15 protein-coding genes are annotated in these 16,938 nt (G+C 68.7%); 7 read left to right on the top strand and 8 right to left on the bottom strand.

Going from position 1 to position 16,938, the window contains the following annotated elements; all coding sequences use genetic code 11:
• Positions 1-38 precede the first annotated feature (38 nt).
• Entirely contained in the window at positions 39-1,055 is a 1,017-nt protein-coding gene (locus ACQY39_RS06660; protein WP_428504584.1) for a LysR substrate-binding domain-containing protein, read from the top strand.
• Between the two features lie 6 nt (positions 1,056-1,061).
• Here the strand turns inward: ACQY39_RS06660 and ACQY39_RS06655 are convergent, their stop codons facing one another.
• Both ACQY39_RS06655 and ACQY39_RS06650 read right to left on the bottom strand, forming a co-directional pair.
• Complete coding sequence (locus ACQY39_RS06655; RefSeq protein ID WP_428504582.1) at positions 1,062-1,958, bottom strand: hypothetical protein; 897 nt, start codon at positions 1,956-1,958, stop codon at positions 1,062-1,064.
• Positions 1,959-1,983: 25 nt separating this feature from the next.
• Positions 1,984-2,667: a 5-formyltetrahydrofolate cyclo-ligase gene (locus ACQY39_RS06650; RefSeq protein WP_428504580.1), complete on the bottom strand. Its 684-nt coding sequence runs from the start codon at positions 2,665-2,667 to the stop codon at positions 1,984-1,986.
• Between the two features lie 85 nt (positions 2,668-2,752).
• Between ACQY39_RS06650 and ACQY39_RS06645 the strand changes: the two genes are divergently transcribed.
• From ACQY39_RS06645 to ACQY39_RS06635, 3 genes are all read left to right on the top strand, one after another.
• Positions 2,753-4,921, top strand: coding sequence for a transglycosylase SLT domain-containing protein (locus ACQY39_RS06645; protein WP_428504578.1), 2,169 nt, complete (start codon positions 2,753-2,755; stop codon positions 4,919-4,921).
• Entirely contained in the window at positions 4,918-5,934 is a 1,017-nt protein-coding gene (locus ACQY39_RS06640; RefSeq protein WP_428504576.1) for a complex I NDUFA9 subunit family protein, read from the top strand. The genes ACQY39_RS06645 and ACQY39_RS06640 overlap by 4 nt, the downstream gene beginning before the upstream one ends.
• A 137-nt stretch (positions 5,935-6,071) precedes the next feature.
• On the top strand, positions 6,072-6,752 hold the full coding sequence (locus ACQY39_RS06635; protein ID WP_428504574.1) for a glutathione S-transferase family protein: 681 nt from the start codon (positions 6,072-6,074) through the stop codon (positions 6,750-6,752).
• 79 nt (positions 6,753-6,831) lie between these two features.
• Here ACQY39_RS06635 and ACQY39_RS06630 read toward each other — a convergent pair whose 3' ends face one another.
• Entirely contained in the window at positions 6,832-7,347 is a 516-nt protein-coding gene (locus ACQY39_RS06630) for an FxDxF family PEP-CTERM protein (protein WP_428504572.1), read from the bottom strand.
• 203 nt (positions 7,348-7,550) lie between these two features.
• On the opposite strand from ACQY39_RS06630, the gene ACQY39_RS06625 reads away from it, so the two are divergent.
• From ACQY39_RS06625 to ACQY39_RS06615, 3 genes are all read left to right on the top strand, one after another.
• Complete coding sequence (locus ACQY39_RS06625; protein ID WP_428504570.1) at positions 7,551-8,771, top strand: multifunctional CCA addition/repair protein; 1,221 nt, start codon at positions 7,551-7,553, stop codon at positions 8,769-8,771.
• 142 nt (positions 8,772-8,913) lie between these two features.
• Entirely contained in the window at positions 8,914-10,602 is a 1,689-nt protein-coding gene (locus ACQY39_RS06620) for an alkaline phosphatase D family protein (protein ID WP_428504568.1), read from the top strand.
• A gap of 50 nt (positions 10,603-10,652) precedes the next feature.
• Complete coding sequence (locus ACQY39_RS06615; RefSeq protein ID WP_428504566.1) at positions 10,653-11,255, top strand: DVUA0089 family protein; 603 nt, start codon at positions 10,653-10,655, stop codon at positions 11,253-11,255.
• A gap of 27 nt (positions 11,256-11,282) precedes the next feature.
• Here ACQY39_RS06615 and ACQY39_RS06610 read toward each other — a convergent pair whose 3' ends face one another.
• From ACQY39_RS06610 to tsaB, 5 genes are read right to left on the bottom strand one after another with little or no spacing between them, the layout of a single operon-like run.
• Positions 11,283-12,395: a class I SAM-dependent methyltransferase gene (locus ACQY39_RS06610; RefSeq protein WP_428504564.1), complete on the bottom strand. Its 1,113-nt coding sequence runs from the start codon at positions 12,393-12,395 to the stop codon at positions 11,283-11,285.
• Positions 12,392-14,827 carry a putative bifunctional diguanylate cyclase/phosphodiesterase gene (locus ACQY39_RS06605; RefSeq protein WP_428504562.1) on the bottom strand — a complete coding sequence of 812 codons (2,436 nt, stop codon included), beginning with the start codon at positions 14,825-14,827 and terminating at the stop codon, positions 12,392-12,394. Before ACQY39_RS06605 ends, ACQY39_RS06610 begins: the two co-directional genes overlap by 4 nt.
• Positions 14,824-15,702, bottom strand: a complete 879-nt coding sequence (locus ACQY39_RS06600) for a uracil-DNA glycosylase (RefSeq protein WP_428504560.1) — start codon at positions 15,700-15,702, stop codon at positions 14,824-14,826. Before ACQY39_RS06600 ends, ACQY39_RS06605 begins: the two co-directional genes overlap by 4 nt.
• A complete protein-coding gene (gene rimI, locus ACQY39_RS06595) occupies positions 15,699-16,202 on the bottom strand; it encodes a ribosomal protein S18-alanine N-acetyltransferase (protein ID WP_428504558.1) in 504 nt (167 codons plus the stop codon). Before rimI ends, ACQY39_RS06600 begins: the two co-directional genes overlap by 4 nt.
• Complete coding sequence (gene tsaB / locus ACQY39_RS06590; protein WP_428504556.1) at positions 16,199-16,930, bottom strand: tRNA (adenosine(37)-N6)-threonylcarbamoyltransferase complex dimerization subunit type 1 TsaB; 732 nt, start codon at positions 16,928-16,930, stop codon at positions 16,199-16,201. The genes rimI and tsaB overlap by 4 nt, the downstream gene beginning before the upstream one ends.
• Positions 16,931-16,938: the final 8 nt, after the last annotated feature.

Here is a 16,938-nt window from a genome sequence, read left to right as displayed (position 1 = left end):
CCAATGAGACTGTCGCCGGCGATTGATACCATTCGCGCATGAATGGCGAGCACCCTACCGACCCGCAGCCTGCGCGGCTGCCCCTGTCCAGCCGGCAGCGACCGCTGTCCATCGGCCCCTTGCGCGCCTTCGAGGCGGTGGCCCGGCTGCTCAGCTTTCGCGCTGCGGCCGAAGAGCTGCACCTGACCCAATCGGCCATCAGCCGCCAGATCCGATCGCTGGAAGAGGAAATCGGCTGCACGCTCTTCCTGCGCGGCACTCGCTTCGTCGAACTCAGCGCCGACGGCGCCGTGCTGCGCCACCAGGTCCTGCCCCTGCTCGAACGCCTGGACCAGACGGTGCGCCAGATCCGCCAGTCGCGCGGCCGGCGCGTGGTCAATGTGACCACCTTTGCGTCCTTCGCCTCGCTCTGGCTGATCCCGCGCTTGGAGGCCTTCCAGCGCGAGCATCCTGACATCGACATCCGCGTCTCGGCCAATGATGTGGTGATCGACCTCGACGACAGCGAGTTCGACGTGGCCCTGCGCTACATCTCGAAAGAGCAAACCCCGGCCGGCGCTGAGCGCTTGTTCGGCGAGACCCTGACCCCGGCCATCGGCCGCTGGGCCGCCGAGCGCGCCGCGGCCGGCGAAGCGCCGCCCCTGCGCCAGCCGGCCGATCTGGCCGCCTACAGCCTGGCCGAGGAAGACGACTCGCGCGCCAGCACCGAATACCTGGGCTGGCGCCGCTGGCTGCGCAGCCATGGCGTGGGCGAGCTGCAGCCACGCCGCTGGATGTACCTCAACTTCACCTACCAGCAGGTGCAAGCCGCCCTGGCCGGTCAGGCCGTGGCCCTGGCACGCGTGGCCCTGGTCAGCGAGCAGCTGCAGCGCGGCGATCTGGTCGAACCCTTCGGCCCGGCCGGCCGCATGAGCAGCCCCATCTCCTACTGGCAGCTGCAGTCCCGCCACAGCCGCGAGCGCACCGAGGTGCGACAGTTCTGCGACTGGATCACTGAGCAGGCGGCGCAGACGCGGGCGGATATCGGCGAGGCGGAGCTGCCGCCCGAGGACTGAGGCTCGCTACAGCCGGGTCCACGACGCCGTACGGGCATTGAAGAAGCCCGACTGCGTGTAGGCCTTGCGCACCACGCCCTGCTGCAGCAGGCGCTGCAGGCCGCCATCGAGCGCGCTGCGCAGGCCAAAACCTTCCGGGTGTTCGCGCGCCAACAGGTAGTGGCGCGTGCCGCGCAGGGCGACCTTGAGGCCAGGAATGGGCAGCAGACGCACAGTGCCCACCGTCAGGGACAGGTCGGGCGTGGCCTGGAAGGGTGCCAACAAAAGGTCAGCCCGGCCGGCCGCCACCATGCGCGGCATCAGCTCCCAGTTGGTGACATGCTGGCGCCGGCTGATGCCCAGCTGCTCCAGTGTCGCCCAGTCGACCACCCAGTTGCGGTTGGACAGCACGCTCAAGCCTTGCACATCGGCCAGGGTGCGCGCGCTCATGGCGCGGCGGTTGCTTTCTACCGTGTAGAGCCCGGCCTCGAACTCGCCCGTCTGGATCATGGGGCGGCTCAGCAACACGCCCTGGCCGGTGCCGGCACCTGCACCGGCAACATCCTGCTCCCAATACGTGGTGGCACTGCAGATCAGGCGGCCCGAGCTGATCTCGCGCAAGAGGCGCTCACCCGAGGGCATGTCCACAAACTCCAGCGGATGCAGCCAGCCACCGATCGCCAGCGCCTGGTGCAGCAGCACCACCTCCACCACATCGCGGCGCGAGTGAGGCCCGGAAAAGTCGCTGATGCTGAGGGGGTCGCGGCCATTCAAGAAGCGCGCGTAATCGGCCATCACGTCGGCGGGCACGGCGGCCTGGATGACGCGCTGCTCAGGCCCCGCAGCAAAGGCCGCCGGCAGCCAGGCACAGGACAAGGCGGACAGCGCCTGGCCCAGACAGTTCCGGCGGCTCAAGGTGTCCATCAGGCTGCGCGCTTCTGGAAGGGGTTCACGGCGACATCAGCTCCCGTTCGGTCAGCACCAGAGTCAAGGCCTGGTCATGCGCCTCGACAGCAAACGCCGCCTCGCCGAAACTCCAGGCCAGCCCGATGCTGGTGACGCCCGGGTGGGCGGCCAGCCAGCGATCGTAATAGCCACCGCCGTAGCCCAGGCGGTAGCCCTCGCGGGTGAAGCCCACGCAAGGCACCAGCACCACATCGGGCACCAGCACCGCGCCTTTGCTGCTCGGGATGCCGCATTCGTCCAGCAAAGTCGGCGCCGGGCCATCGAGCGGACAGGCCCAGAGGCGGTAGTCCATGCGGCGCGGCGATTTGTAGGCGTAAGGCAAGGCGAACTGAAGGGGCTCAGCCGGACCCTCGTCTTCAAACTCATCGCCGTCTTCTTCGTCCGCCTCGGTCCCGGCCTCGGGCTCCAACATGGCGGCCAGGTTCAGCAGATGCGGGGCCGGGTTGAACTCGCCTTCCAGCGGCCAGTAGATGCCCAAACACTGCGGCGCCAGCTGGCGAAGCAGCTCGTGCAAACGCTGGCCCAAGGCGGCGCTGGCAGCGTGAGCGGCCGGTGTGGCCAACCAAGCGCTGCGCTGGGCCAACAATTGCGCGCGCAGGGCTGGCCGCTCGTGAGACAGTGTGGTGTAGCCGGGTGTTGAAGCCGAAGCCGGTGTGGGGTTGCTCATGTGCTGGGTTCCTCAGGCAAGCGATGCACTCAGGCCCGCCTGAATCGTTGCGATGGTAGAAAAGACAGAAGAAAGCAGTGGGACCATGTTCTTGGCAGTATATGAAGCAGAAGTCCGGCCGCAGGCTGGGGAAGCCCCCGATCGCCGGGCGCGCCGCGCACGCTCGTTGACCCTGGCGCTGGCCTGTGCGGTCGCCGGCTGGCTGGCGTTGACCGGCACGCCTGCAAAGGCCCAAGCTGCGGCCACAGCCAACGCCAGCCCTGAGCTGATCCTGGAGGCACAGGACGCGCTTCGCCAGAAAAACCGCGCGCGGCTGTCGGCCCTGAACGTGGCGGCGCAAGAGCTCAAGCACCCACTCGCACCCTGGGTCGATTACTGGCAGATCGGCCAGCGCCTGGCCGAGGCCACTCAGCCCGAGCTGGACGCTTTCTACGCCCGCTGGCCAGGAACGTATGTTGAAGACCGGCTGCGCAACGACTGGCTGCTGGAGCTGGGCCGTCGCCGTGACTGGAAGAATTTTGCGAACGACCACACCCGCTACCAGATGCGCGACGACCGCGAGGTCGTCTGCTACGCCCTGCTGGCCGAGCATTTCAACGGCCGGCCGGTGGCGCGTGAATCGGCCCGCGCCGCCTGGCTGGCCCAGCGCGACGCCGGCGAAGGCTGCGGCCTGCTGGCCCGCACCTGGCTGGACAACAAACAGTTCAGCCAGGCCGACATCTGGCTCAAGCTGCGACTCTCGCTGGAATCGCTCAAGCTGCCGGCCGCGCGCCAAGCCGCCGGCCTGCTGGGCAAGCCAGCCGAGCTGGCGCTCAGGGAGATCATCGACAACCCGACCCGCTACATGGCGCGCAAAGCGCATGGCGGCGCTCGCACGCACACCGAGCTGGCCACCCTGGGCTTGATGCGCCTGGCCGCCGCCGACCCGAGCGCCGCGGCCGAGGCCATGAACAAGCGCTGGGAGCGCGAGCTGCCGCAGGAACTGCAGGCCTGGGCCTGGGCCCAGATCGGCCGCCAGGCAGCCTTCAAGCTGCAGCCGGAAGCCAGCGAGTATTTCGAACGCGCGCTGAAGGCTCAAGGCCGCCACACGCCCGAGTGGAGCGAAGAGACACGCGCCTGGATCGTGCGCGCCGCCCTGCGCAGCGGCCGCTGGCCCCAGGCCTTGCAAGGCCTGGACCTGCTGACCGGTGCGGACGACGGCCAGCGTGAGGGCCGCGAAGCCCGGGAGGCGCGCCAGGCCCGCGAGCTGCGCGAGGCGCGCGACCTGCCGCCCTGGCCCTACTGGCGCGCGCGCACCCTGCTGGCCACCGCCGCCCCAGGCGCCGCCGGTGAAGCCCAGCGCGAAGAAGCCCGCAAACTGCTGCGCGCCATGGCCGAAGGCCCGCAGGCCGGCCTGAATTACTACGGCCGCCTGGCCGCAGAAGAACTGGGGCTCACACCCCAACTGCCCGCCGCACCCAGCCCCTTGAGCCCGGCCGAGCGCGCCCAAGCGCAGGCTCACGCGGGGCTGAGCCGCGCACTGCTGCTGATCAACGCCGGGCTGCGCAGCGAGGGCAACCGCGAGTGGAACTACTCCTTGCGCGGCCTGAACGACCGCGAGCTGCGTGCCGCCGCCCAACTGGCCTGCGAGCGCGAACTCTGGGACCGCTGCATCAACAGCAGCGACCGCAGCCGCCAGGAGTTCGACCTGGCGCAGCGTTTCCCCACCCCTTTCCGCAACGCCTTGCTCGGCCAGGCCCGCGAGGCCGGCCTGGACCCCGCTTTCGTCTATGGCCTGATCCGCCAGGAGTCGCGCTTCATCGCCGACGCCCGCTCCTCCGTCGGCGCCACGGGCCTGATGCAGGTGATGCCGGCCACAGCGCGCTGGACGGCCAAGAAGGCCGGACTCAGCTACAGCCCCGAGCTGATGAAGACGCAAGACTTCAATCTGCGCATCGGCACCCACTACCTGAAGCTGGTGCTCGACGACTTCGGTGGCTCTTACGCCATGGCCGCGGCCGCTTACAACGCCGGCCCCGGCCGCCCGCGCCGCTGGCGCGATGGCCCTGTGCTGGAGGCGGCCATCTGGGCCGAAAACGTGCCCTTCATCGAAACCCGCGACTATGTGAAGAAGGTGCTGACCAACAGCGCCGTCTACGCCCAGCTGTTGGGCCTGGGCCCCGAGGCCAGCAGCCTCAAGGCCCGCCTGGGCCGCAGCATCGGCCCGCGCAGCGCAGGCACCGACATCGTCCCCGAGGAGCAGCCCCTGCCATGAGCACCGCCATCGATTCCAGCACCCCGTCCATCCTGATCCTGGGCGGTAGCGGCTTCATCGGCCGCGCCCTGTGCGAACAGCTGGTGCAGGCCCACGGCGGCCGCGCCCGCATCACGGTGCCGACCCGGCGCCTGGGCCATGCGCCGGGCTTGCAAGCCATCCAGAGCCTGCCGGGGCTGACCGTGCTGCAGGCCGATGTGCACCGGCCCGACACCTTGCAAGCCCTGGTGGCTGGCCATGACGTGGTGGTCAATCTGATCGCCATCCTGCAGGGCAATGAGGCCCAGTTTCAGCGCAACCATGTACAGCTGCCGCGCCAGATCGCGACCGCCTGCCGGGCCGCTGGCGTACGCCGATTGATTCACGTCAGCGCCCTCGGCGTCGGCGCCGCGGTGGACGGACAGACCGAGGGCCCTTCGCGTTATCTGCGCTCCAAGGCCGGCGGCGAGGCGGTGTTGCAGACCTCCCCTGATCTGGACCTGAGCCTGCTTCGCCCCTCGGTGGTATTCGGTGCCGGCGATCGCTTCGTCAATCTGTTTGCCAAGCTGCAGGCCCTGTTCCCGCTGATGCCGCTGGCCGGCGCCGAGGCGCGCTTCCAGCCGGTGTGGGTCGAGGATGTGGCGGCAGCGATTCGGCGCTGCATCGCGGACCCAGCGACCATTGGCCAGACCTACGAGATCGCCGGCCCGGAGGTGTTGAGCCTGGGCGAGATCGTGCGCCGAGCCGGCCGCTGGAGCGGCCACCCGCGCCCCATCCTGCCCCTGCCCGCGCCGCTGGCCTGGACGCAGGCGCTGATGATGGAGCTGCTGCCCGGCGAGCCACTGATGTCGCGCGACAACCTGGGCTCCATGCGCGTGCCCAATGTGGCCGGCGCCAGCGGCCTGGCCCTGCCGGGCTTGGCGGAGCTGGGCATCACGCCCAGCTCACTGGCGGCGGTGGCGCCAAGCTATCTGCGCCCCGAGCAGCAGGGCTGCGGCCGACTCGATGCCTGGCGCATGAAGGCGGGACGCTGAGGCCGGCGCGATTGGATGGATGGATTGATGCGCCTGAAGCATCAAGCCCATGCGGGAATATCAGCGGCCTGAGGTTCCGATACGGCAGAGGGCTTCGCTAAGCTGTGCCCGTTCGGAATCTTTTGAAAGCACAGGCCATGAAGCTCTACATCGGCAACAAGAACTACTCCTCCTGGTCCATGCGCCCTTGGGTGCTGCTCAAGGCCTTCGGCATTCCCTTCGAGGAGGTCAAGCTGCGCTTCGACTTCAGCCCCGGCTCGGCCTTCTACCAGGCCCTGGCAGCGCTGACTCCGGTGGGCAAAGTGCCGCTGCTGGTCGAGGACGACGGCTTCGCGGTCTGGGACACCTTGGCCATCACCGAGACCCTGGCCGAGCAACACCCCGAGCACGCGATCTGGCCGCGCGACGCACGCCAACGCGCACGAGCGCGCAGCCTGTGCGCCGAGATGCATGCCGGCTTCGGTGCCCTGCGCAGCCTGTGCCCCATGAATATCGATGCGGATCTGCGAACCGTGGGTACGCGTTTGCTGACCACCGAGCCCAAGCTCAAGGTGGACCTGGCCCGCATCGATGCACTCTGGAGCGAAGCCCTGGCAGCCAGCGGCGGGCCGTTTATGTTCGGCGCCTTCAGCGCGGCCGACGCCTACTTCGCCCCAGTGGTGATGCGGGTCACGCGTTACGGCCTGCCTTTGTCTGCAACTGCACAAGCCTATGTGCAAGCCGTCGAGGCTCACCCGGCGGTGCAGGCCTTTGTGACCGATGCCCTGGCCGAACGTGACTTCATCGTCGAGGATGAGCCCTACCGCAGCCAGCCCTGAGCGCGGCGATGCATGAAAAAAAGCGCCTCACGGCGCTTTTTTCTTGGCGGGCTGAGTCGTCTCAGCGGGTCAGGTGTATTCAGACGCTCTTGCGGCGGCGGGCTACAAAGCCCACAACACCCAGGCCAGCCAGCAACATGGCATAGGTTTCCGGCTCCGGCACCGGTGTCAGCACCAGGGAACCCTGGAAGTTGGCGCCTGCACCCAGGCGGGCGCCGGACACCGTGACTTCGACGGAATTGATGGTCGGGAAGCTCAGCGAGCCCAGGTCGATATTGCTGCCACTGGCGCCCAGGGCCCAAGCCGTGCCATTGATCTTGACTTCCGAGATCTGGAAACGGCTGCCGCTGATGTCGCCCGACACGGTGTAGCTGCCCAGCAGGGAGCTGAAACCGAAGTCACTGGCATTCAGCAAGAAGGAGAAGGAGCCTGCTGCGTCCGCGGCGGTGATCTGGCGAGCACCGAACTCATAGACGAAGGTCGTGCCGTCGAAATAGCTGTCTTCGCTGAAGGTGGCGGCCGAAGCACTGCCAGCGCCCAGGGCCAGCACAGCAGCGGCCAGCATCGAATTCACAGTCATCTTGCGCGTCAACATACTCAACTCCCTCGGTGGTTCCGTCAGCCCTGGCATGATCGTCTGCGCAATGCAGAGCCGCCACACCGGAGCAATGCCCCGACTGTAAGGCCATTCCTTGCGGCAGATCCCCCCGATATACGGGGTTCAAAGGCCAGAATACCCTGATTGGCGGGTCCGCTGTCCCATTCTGAAACAAGGGCAAAGCCCAGCTGAAGACGATGATGAAGCAAGCGTATTTTCTGGTCGGCGGCGCGGTGCGCGACGCGCTGCTGGGCTGGCCGGTCAAGGACCGCGACTGGCTGGTGGTCGGGGCCGACCCGGCCCTGATGGCTGCGGCCGGCTTCATTGCCGTGGGCCGCGACTTCCCGGTCTTTCTGCACCCCGAGACGCATGAGGAATACGCCCTGGCTCGCACCGAACGCAAGACCGCGCCGGGCTACCACGGCTTTGCCTTCCATGCCGCACCCGATGTGACGCTGGAGCAAGACCTGGCCCGGCGCGACCTCACCATCAACGCCATGGCCCAGGACGCTGACGGCCAGATCATCGACCCCTACGGCGGCCAGCGCGACTTGGCCGCGCGAGTGCTGCGCCATGTCTCGCCCGCTTTTGCCGAAGACCCGGTGCGCATCCTGCGCCTGGCCCGCTTCGCCGCCCGTTTTGAGGGCTTCACCGTGGCGCCGGAAACCCTGGCCCTGATGCGCGAGATGGTGGCCGCCGGCGAAGTCGATGCCTTGGTGCCTGAGCGCGTCTGGCAGGAGTTCGCCAAAGGTCTGATGGAAGCGCAGCCGGCCCGCATGATCGAGGTGCTGCGCGACTGCGGCGCCCTGGCCCGTTTGGCGCCCGAGCTGGAAGCCTTGTTCGGCGTGCCCCAGCCGCCGGCTCACCACCCCGAGGTGGACACCGGCATCCATGTGCTGATGGTGCTGCAGCAATGCGCGCGCCAGCAGGCGCCGCTGACCGTCCGCTACGCCAGCCTCTGCCACGACCTGGGCAAGGGTCTGACACCGACCGATGTGCTGCCCCGCCACATCGGCCACGAGAGCCGCGGCCTGCCCCTGGTGCGGCGCCTGAGCGAACGCTGGCGTGTGCCCAGCGATTGCCGCGAGCTGGCCGAGCTGGTCGCCCGCGAACACACCCATGTGCACCAGAGCGAGAGCTTCAGCCCCGAGGCCCGATTGCGCCTGATGGAACGCTGCGACGCCTGGCGCCGCCCCGAGCGGTTTGAGCAACTGCTCTGGGCCTGCGAATGCGACGCCCGCGGCCGCCTGGGCCTGGAAGACCGCCCCTATCCGCAGCGCGAGCGGCTGCAGCAAGACCTGCGCGCCGTGCAGGCGGTGGACCTGGCGGCCGTGAGCGCGCAGGCGCTGGCCGAGGGGCGCCGGGGGCCGGAGATCGGCCGGGCGGTGCAGCGGGCGAGGTTGGCGGCGCTGGGCGTTTGACGGCCGAAAGGTCACCGCTTCTGCCGCGTGCCATACGGACTACGGCACCGCCCCTGTCCCGCGTCGGCTTGTCAAACTGCGCTGCCAGACTGCGCCGAGCGCGCCGGCATCCTCCTTCGCGCGCTGCCGACGAAAGATGGATATGGGACGCCCGACACAAGTCAAGCCGCTGCGCACAGGCAGCACTCGCCGCGATTTCTTCAAGCGCTCTGGCGCCGGCACCGTGGCCGTGGCCACCGCCGCGCCCCTGCTGCTGCCGCTGGCGGCGCAGTCCGCGGCGCTCGCGCCCGTCTTCCAGCACGGCGTGGCCAGCGGCGACCCGCTGAGCGATCGCGTCATCCTCTGGACCCGCGTCACGCCGCTGAGCCTCAAGCCTGCCGTGCCAGTGAGCTATGTGGTGGCCACCGACGCCGCACTGACCCAAGTGGTGCTGCGCGGCAGCAGCAAGACCAACCCGGGCCGTGACTACACGGTCAAGGTCGACGCCATCGGCCTGCAGCCAGGCCGGACCTACTACTACCAGTTCAGCGCCGAGGGCGCCAGCAGCCCCATCGGCCGCACCAAGACCTTGCCGGTGGGCAGCACCAGCAGCCTGCGCATGGCCGTGGTCAGCTGCTCCAACCTGGCCTATGGCTATTTCAACGCCTACGCCCGCATCGCCCAGCGCGCCGACCTGGACCTGGTCGTCCATCTGGGCGACTACATCTACGAATACGGCAGCGGCCAGTACGGCTCGGCGCGCCCCTCGGAACCCGCTACCGAGATCGTCTCGCTGAGCGACTACCGCCAACGCCACGCCCAGTACAAGCGCGACGCCGACTCGCAGGCCATGCACCGCCAGCACCCGCTGATCGCCATCTGGGACGACCACGAAACCGCCAACGACGCCTACAAGACCGGCGCCGAAAACCACCAGCCCGGCAGCGAGGGCGACTGGGCCACGCGACAGGCGGCCGCCCTGCAGGCCTATTACGAGTGGATGCCGGTGCGCCCGGTCAACACCGCCAAGCTCAACGACAACCACCGCAACTTCGTCTACGGTGACCTGGTCGACCTGCTGATGCTGGAAGAGCGCCTGAGCAGCCGCTCGCAGCAGATCAAGGGCAGCATCGCCACGCCGCTGGGCCAGGGCTTCACACAAAGCGGCCCCTTTGCCGACCCCAGCCGCAGCCTGCTCGGCAATGAGCAAGAAGCCTGGCTGGCCGAGCGCCTGCGCCAAGGCGGCACGCAGTGGAAGCTGCTGGGCCAGGGCGTGATGTTCGCCCAGCTCAAGGGCGTGGCAGCGGCCAACTCGGCCGGCGGCGGCGTCTTCCTCAACAGCGACCAGTGGGATGGCTACCAGCCCGCTCGCAACCGCATCTACGACATCATCAAGGGCAATGCCGCACATGGCCGTGTTGACAACGTCGTGGTGCTGACTGGCGACATCCACAGCTCCTGGGCGGCCGACCTGACGCAAGACCCGAACAACCCCAATGTCAGCACCGGCGGCTACAACCCGGCCACCGGCGAAGGCTCGCAAGCGGTGGAGTTCGTCGGCACTTCGGTGACCTCCCCCGGCGTGGACAGCGACACCAGCGGCAGCACCGCGGCCTATCTGCGCTCGATCAACCCGCACTTCAAGTACATCAATCTGCATCGCCGCGGCTACATGCTGCTGGACGTGAACCGCCAGCGCGCGGTGTGCGAGTGGTGGTATGTGGACACCGTGGCCAGCCCCAGCAATCTCGAGAGCTTTGGCGTCGCCTTTGAGGTGCAGGCTGGCGGCCAACGCCTGAGCCCCTCGGCCCAGACTCCATCCCGCGCCAACCCGCCACTGCTGGCGCCCTGATACGGGCACTCACCCGCGTCGCACCACCTCATTCCACCGAGATCACATCCATGAGCACCCATTTCGCGCTGCGCAGCCTGGCTGCCGCCACCCTGGGCTTTGCCGCCCTGGCCGCACAAGCCGCTGATTTCAGCTTCAGCGGCCAGTTCACTCATAACACCGACGTCGTGCAGATTGACTTCAGCCTGAGCAGCGATCAGACCATCACCCTGTTCACCGACTCCTGGCAATCGGGCCTGAACTTCGACCCCACGCTGGGCCTGTACAACGCCCAGCACGCCTGGCTGCAGACCATTGACGACAACGACGGCAGCTTCGCCGGCCCGGGCTATTTCGACGCCGGCGCCGTGCTGACCTCCTTCGCCGCTGGCCACTACCGGCTGACGCTGAGCCTGGCAGGCAATGACCCGATCGCGGGCGCCAACACCATCGGCTTCACGCTCGATGGCAGCACCCCGGTGGCCCTGGCCGACTGGGTGCAGCCCAGCTCCGACATCAATGCCGGCGACCAAAAGGGTGGCTATTGGTCCCTGCATCTGAACGGCGTGGACCACGCCGCCATCGCCGCTGTGCCCGAGCCGGGCAGTGTGGCCTTGATGTTGGCGGGGCTGGCCGGCTTGGCGCTGGGGCAGCGTCGCCGCAAGGGCGCTTGACCGCGCTTGGGTCCTAGACCGCCTGCCTCACAACATGTGGGAGCGGTCCCCTCGCGCAAAGCCCAGCGCCTCGAAGCCTGAGCCCGCGGCCGCAAAGCCGATCACCTTGAACAGCTCGCCCATCTCATGCTCGGCCACCAGCTTGTGGGCCATGCTGCGCTCGGCCACGCTGGCGCCTTCGAGCAGGGCGGCCAGGCCGCAGTTCCAGAGGAAGTGGGCCTGGCTGGTGTAGCCCAGCACCTCGAGCCCGGCGTCCTGGCCGGCCAGGGCGATGCCGGTGAAGTTGATGTGGGCGGTGATGTCTTTCTCGCCCACCAAGACCAGAGGATCGGGGTCGCTGCGGTGCAGGTGGTGGCACATCAGGGTGCCGCCATGGCGCTGCGGGTGGTAGTACTCGCGCTCGGGAAAACCGTAGTCGATCAAGAAGGCTGCGCCGCGCCGCAGGCGCTGGGCCAGGGTGCGAACGAAGGCCTCGGCCTGGGCATGGGTCTCGGTGACCGTGCCGGGCGGGAAGGCGCCCACGGGCGCCTCGCTCAGCGGCAACTGCAGGCCCGGCTGCGCGCGGTCGGCGTAAGCAAAGCCACCCTCGGGCGTACAGACCACGCCGCGCTCGGCCCAGGCCTGGCCGTCGAAGGCCAAGAGCTGCACCGGCATGGCGTCCAGCACCTCGTTGCCGACGACGATGCCGTCGAACTGTTCGGGCAGCTGGTCCAGCCACTCGACCTGGTCGCCCCAGGCAGCCAGGCGCTGGGCCTGACGGGCGCGCAAGGTGCCGGAAAGATCGACGATGCGATAACGGCGAATCTGCGCGCCCAGGGCGCCGAGCAGCTGCTCGGCCAGGGCGCCGGTGCCGGCGCCGAACTCCCAGACCTCGTCGCAGCCGCAGGCTTGCAAGGCCTGGCCGACCTGCGCCGCCAGCGCGCGGCCAAAAAGCGGGCTCAGCTCGGGCGCGGTGACGAAGTCCGAGCCGCTCTGCGGCATCAGGCCGAACTTCTGGCTGTGGCCGCTGTAATAGCCCAGGCCCGGGGCATACAGGGCCAGGGCCATGAAACGGTCAAAGGGCAGCCAGCCCCCGGCTGCGTGGATCTCAGCAGCAATGCGCTTGCTCAAAGGAGTTGGCAAGGAAGAATCAACAGTCATGGAAAAGCGGTCCTGCGCTGCTGCAGCCACTGCTCGAAATCGGCGGCAGCCATGGGCGGGCCGATCAGCTCGCCCTGAAGTTCATCACAGCCCCAATCGGCCAGCAGGCGGCGCTGTGCCGGCGTGCGCACGCCCTCGGCGCTGACATGCAGGCCCAGGCCGCGCGCCATCTGGATGATGGCGCGGGTGATGGCCGCGGCGCCGCCGTCCTCGGGCAGCTTGGCGACAAAGCTCTGGTCGATCTTGAGCTTGTCCAAAGGAAGCTGGGTCAGGTGAGCCAGCGAGGTGTAGCCGGTGCCGAAGTCGTCGACCGACACGCCCAGGCCCAGTGCACGCAGGGCCGTCAAGGTGGCCGGCGCGCTGGCAATCTCGTCCATCAGCATGCGCTCGGTCAGCTCCAGCTCCAGGCATTCGCCGGCAATACCCACCTCGTCCAGCACCCGCGCCACTGCGGCACCAAAGCCATCGAGGCGGAACTGCATGCGCGAAAGGTTGACGGCAATCGGCACCGCCGCCACGCCGCGCTCGCGCCAGTCGCGCGCCTGCAGGGCCGCCGCGCGCAGCACCCATTCGCCCAGCTTGACCATCAGGCGGTGGCGTTCGGCCACATCAATAAAGGCATCGGGACCGAGCAAACCGCGCGTGGGGTGACGCCAACGCAGCAAAGCCTCGGCGCCGATCAGCGCCCCACCCTGTTCGCCGCCCAGGGCGGCCACCTGAGGCTGGAAAAAGAGCTCGAACTCGCCGCGCTCCAAGCCTTGCGCCAGCTCGCTTTCCAGCACCAGGTCGGAGTAGGCATGGCGGGCCAGCTCGGCATCGAAGAACTGGTAGTTGGCGCGGCCACCGGCCTTGGCCTGGTACATGGCCATATCTGCGCGCTGGATCAGCTCCTCGGGTCGGCCGCCATGCTCGGGGAACATGGCCACGCCGATCGAGGGCGTGACACAGAGCCGGCAACCGTCGGCCAGCACCGGCACCTCAACCACGGCCAGCAAGGCCATCAGCACCACCAGCACATCTTCACGGTTGGCGATGTCGCGCAGCAGGATGACGAACTCGTCGCCGCCGAAGCGAGCCACCAGGTCGGTGGAACGCAGGCAATCGGTGATGCGCGCGGCCACGGTGGTCAGCACCTTGTCGCCTTCGAGATGGCCGAGCGAATCGTTGACGCGCTTGAAATTGTCCAGGTCGATGAAGAGCAGGGCCAAGCGGCGCTCGCGGCGCTCGGCCAGTTGCAGGGCCGGGCCCAGCTGCTCCATGAAGGCGGCGCGGTTGAGCAGGCCGGTCAGCGCGTCGTGGTGGGCCAGGTGCTGGATGCGGGCCTGGGCGGCCAGACGGTCGCGGATGTCACGCACGATGGTCATGCGCAGCTGCTCGCCTTGCGACTCCAGCGTGCGCACGATCAGTTCGACCGGAATGCGCGAGCCGTCGCGGTGCAGCAGGGCCGACTCATAGCTGAGCTCGCGCCGCTCGGCCATCACGCGGGCGGCCTGCTCGCGCAAATCATCGACGACGAAATCCAGCGCCGCGCGCCCCACCATCTCGTCCAGGCCATAGCCCAGCAGGTGGCAGAGCGGCGGGTTGGCGTCGCTGATCTGGCCTTGGCGGTGGAACAGAATGCCCTCGACCGAAGCCTGCATGAATTTCTGCAGCCGCGCCTCGGACTCGCGCGCGGCGATCTCGGCGACGCGGTGACGGGTGATGTCATTGATCATCACGAAGCAGGCCTGAGACGGGATGCCATCGACCAGATGCGGGATCAGGCTGACCTCGACCCAGCGCCCGTCCTCGCTGCGCGCGGGATCGCTGCCGGGCAGATAACGTTCATAACTGACGGTCACTCGCTCGCGCAACAAGCGATCCACCTGAGGCTGGACCAGCAGCCGGGCGTCGGCCCCGATCACCTCGCTGAAGCTGCGGCCCAGGATGCTCTGCTCGTCCAGACCGAAGGCCTGGGCGTACTGGCGGTTGGCGAAATGGCAGCGGAAGGTCTGCGCGTCGTAGAAGGCCAGCAAGGCCGGCACGTTGTCAGCCAGCAAACGCATCTGGCTGGCTTGCAAGGCCAGGGCCTGGGACTGGGCTTGAGCCGCATGCTCCTGGCGGCGCTGGGCCGAGACATCGTGCCAGAGGCAGGCGAAGGCCTGGCGGGCACTGAGCCAGCGGGCCCGGCAGGCCAGGTCGGGCGCGCGGCCATGGCCGGGCAAGAGCAGTTCGAAGTCCTGCGCGCGGCCCAGGGCTTGGCTGAGCTGCTCGCGCTCGGCCTCGGCAAAGGCCTGCAACCACGTGGCCCCAAGCGCGAAGGTGGGATGGAGGGCATGCCAAGCTGCATTGGCATTCAGAAGTTGGGCCTGTGGCCCGATCAAGCTGGCAGCGCAGGGCAGTTCGTCCCAGCCCAGCTCGGCGGGCTGGGGCGGCAGGGTCGCATCGCTCATGAGCCGGCCTTGAGCGACTCCAGCGCCAGACAAAGGTCAGCCCAGGCACCGGCCTTGTCGGCCGGGCTGCGCAGCAGGTAGTCCAGGCCATAGCTGACCACCACCGGGATGCCCTGGTGGCGATGGACCCGGCCGCGCAGCCGACCCAGGGGCTCATCGCTGCCCAGCAAGGCCTGGGCTGAGGCGCGGCCTAGGGCGACGATCACACGCGGCTGCAACAAGGCCACTTGGCGCGCCAGGATGGGGCGGCATTGCTGCAACTCCTCCGGACCCGGCGCACGGCCGGCCGCCGGCCGGCATTTCAGCGGCAGGCTGATATAGGCCTGACGGGCTCGCTCGACCGGCGCCGCCGCGGCGCGGCCCAAGGCCGGCGCTGGGTCCAGCTTGAGGGCTCGCAGCATATTGGCCAGCAAGGCCGCAGCCTCGCCGCCCAAAGCTTGGGCCGGGTCTTCGCCTTCGCCCGACGGGTCGGCCACGATCAACCAGTCGGCCGCCTCCTCACCGGCGCCGAACACATGGCCACGCCGGCCCTGGCACAGGCGGCAGGCCTGGCATTCGGCGGCTTCGTAGCGCAGCTCGGTCCAATCGAAGCCGGCCAGGGCTTGCTCGCGGGCGCCGGCAGGCAGAGCCGGGCGCGGTGCGGCGGCGGGCACGGGCGCTGATTGCGGCTTGGGCAAAAGAGGCGCGGCTGCGCTGGCAGCGGACCGCATGGCGGGAGCAGGTTGGGGTTGGGCGGGCCTTGGCGCCGCGGCTTCAGCCACGACCACATCGGCAGCGCCCAGCTCTTGCGTCTCGACTTCGACCGCCTGGTCACGCGGCCAGACCCGCAGGCCCATGGCCGCGAGCATGGCGGCTTGACGTGCATCCCAGCTCATGGCTGCTGCGCCTCCACCACATCGAGGCTCATCAGCACGGCATCCTCGCGCGCGCCCTGCAAGACCGGGTAGTAGGCCGGGCGCAAGCCCACCTCACGAAAGCCGTATTGCAGGTAGACCTCGCGGGCGCGCTGGTTGCTGACGCGCACCTCCAGCCAGAGCTGCGGGCATTTGCGCTCGCGGCAGAGCTGGGCCAGCGCCGCCAACATACGGCGCGCCAGGCCCCGCCCCTGACAGGCCGGGTCGACCGCAATATTGAGCAGATGGACCTCGCCAAAGCCCTGCATGGCCAGGCAATAGCCGAGTACGGCACCGTCGGCCGCCTGCAGCACCAGAGCGCTGTAGCCAGCAGCCAAGGAGTCAATGAAATTGCCCTCGGTCCAGGGCAGTTCGTAAGCCTGGCGCTCGATGGCCAGCACGGCCGGCACATCGCTGCTGCGCATGGCGCGCAGCTGGGCCTCGGGCACGAGTTCGCGCTGGTCCTGCGGGCAGGCGCTCATGCGGCGCTCCCGACCGCGGCTTTGGCGGCCATGCGTTCGGCCGTGGTCTGGGCCACCTTGTCGCGCACATAGACCGGCATGGCTTCGGCGGCATCGAGCAGCTCGCCGCGTGCAAAGGCTTGGGCCGCCAGCGACGCCAAGGCCTGCGCGCGCGACTGGCAGCGGGGCCATTGGCGCACGCCTTCCAAGGCCGGCGCCAGGGCTTCAGCAAAGACCAGCAAGGCCGAGCCGGCCACGGCCTCGGGCCGCTCCCAGTGCGCCAACAGGCTGGCCGGGGCATACAGCGCCGGTGCCTGCAGAACCCGCCATTGCTGGCCATCCCAGCGCAAGGCGGCGGCATAGATTTCATTCATGCGGGCGTCCATGGCCACCCAGACCACGCCGGTCAAGGGGCGGCCCTCGGCCTCGGCCTGCTGGCGCGCATCCTCGGCCACCAGCTCCAGGCTGCACAGAGACAGCACCGGCTTGCCCAGCGCAAAGGCCAGGCCTTGGACCACGGCACAGGCCGCGCGCAAGCCGGTGAAAGCACCCGGGCCACGGCCGAAGCCAATGGCGTCGACATCAGCCAGACGCAAACCCGCCGAAGCCAGCAAGGCCTGGGCTTCCGGCACCAGGCGGGCTGAGGCTTGCGGGCCGCCTTCGGCCTCGAAAACCCAGCGGCCCGCCGGGCTGCTGAGGGCCAGGGCCATGGTTTCGGTGGAACTGTCTAAGGCCAACAACACGGTCATGGCGGAAG

Source organism: Roseateles sp. (genome assembly GCF_965262435.1).
Lineage (GTDB): Bacteria > Pseudomonadota > Gammaproteobacteria > Burkholderiales > Burkholderiaceae_C > Paucibacter_A.
The sequence above is the reverse complement of the archived record's forward strand: the minus strand, read 5'-3'. Positions and strand labels throughout refer to the sequence as shown.

Excerpts from the sequence above, each read along its gene's own strand:
- ACQY39_RS06660 (WP_428504584.1), top strand. The coding sequence starts at position 39 with ATGAATGGCGAGCACCCTACCGACCCGCAGCCTGCGCGGCTGCCCCTG.
- ACQY39_RS06655 (WP_428504582.1), bottom strand. The coding sequence starts at position 1,958 with ATGGACACCTTGAGCCGCCGGAACTGTCTGGGCCAGGCGCTGTCCGCC.
- ACQY39_RS06650 (WP_428504580.1), bottom strand. The coding sequence starts at position 2,667 with ATGAGCAACCCCACACCGGCTTCGGCTTCAACACCCGGCTACACCACA.
- ACQY39_RS06645 (WP_428504578.1), top strand. The coding sequence starts at position 2,753 with ATGTTCTTGGCAGTATATGAAGCAGAAGTCCGGCCGCAGGCTGGGGAA.
- ACQY39_RS06640 (WP_428504576.1), top strand. The coding sequence starts at position 4,918 with ATGAGCACCGCCATCGATTCCAGCACCCCGTCCATCCTGATCCTGGGC.
- ACQY39_RS06635 (WP_428504574.1), top strand. The coding sequence starts at position 6,072 with ATGAAGCTCTACATCGGCAACAAGAACTACTCCTCCTGGTCCATGCGC.
- ACQY39_RS06630 (WP_428504572.1), bottom strand. The coding sequence starts at position 7,347 with ATGTTGACGCGCAAGATGACTGTGAATTCGATGCTGGCCGCTGCTGTG.
- ACQY39_RS06625 (WP_428504570.1), top strand. The coding sequence starts at position 7,551 with ATGAAGCAAGCGTATTTTCTGGTCGGCGGCGCGGTGCGCGACGCGCTG.
- ACQY39_RS06620 (WP_428504568.1), top strand. The coding sequence starts at position 8,914 with ATGGGACGCCCGACACAAGTCAAGCCGCTGCGCACAGGCAGCACTCGC.
- ACQY39_RS06615 (WP_428504566.1), top strand. The coding sequence starts at position 10,653 with ATGAGCACCCATTTCGCGCTGCGCAGCCTGGCTGCCGCCACCCTGGGC.
- ACQY39_RS06610 (WP_428504564.1), bottom strand. The coding sequence starts at position 12,395 with ATGACTGTTGATTCTTCCTTGCCAACTCCTTTGAGCAAGCGCATTGCT.
- ACQY39_RS06605 (WP_428504562.1), bottom strand. The coding sequence starts at position 14,827 with ATGAGCGATGCGACCCTGCCGCCCCAGCCCGCCGAGCTGGGCTGGGAC.
- ACQY39_RS06600 (WP_428504560.1), bottom strand. The coding sequence starts at position 15,702 with ATGAGCTGGGATGCACGTCAAGCCGCCATGCTCGCGGCCATGGGCCTG.
- rimI (WP_428504558.1), bottom strand. The coding sequence starts at position 16,202 with ATGAGCGCCTGCCCGCAGGACCAGCGCGAACTCGTGCCCGAGGCCCAG.
- tsaB (WP_428504556.1), bottom strand. The coding sequence starts at position 16,930 with ATGACCGTGTTGTTGGCCTTAGACAGTTCCACCGAAACCATGGCCCTG.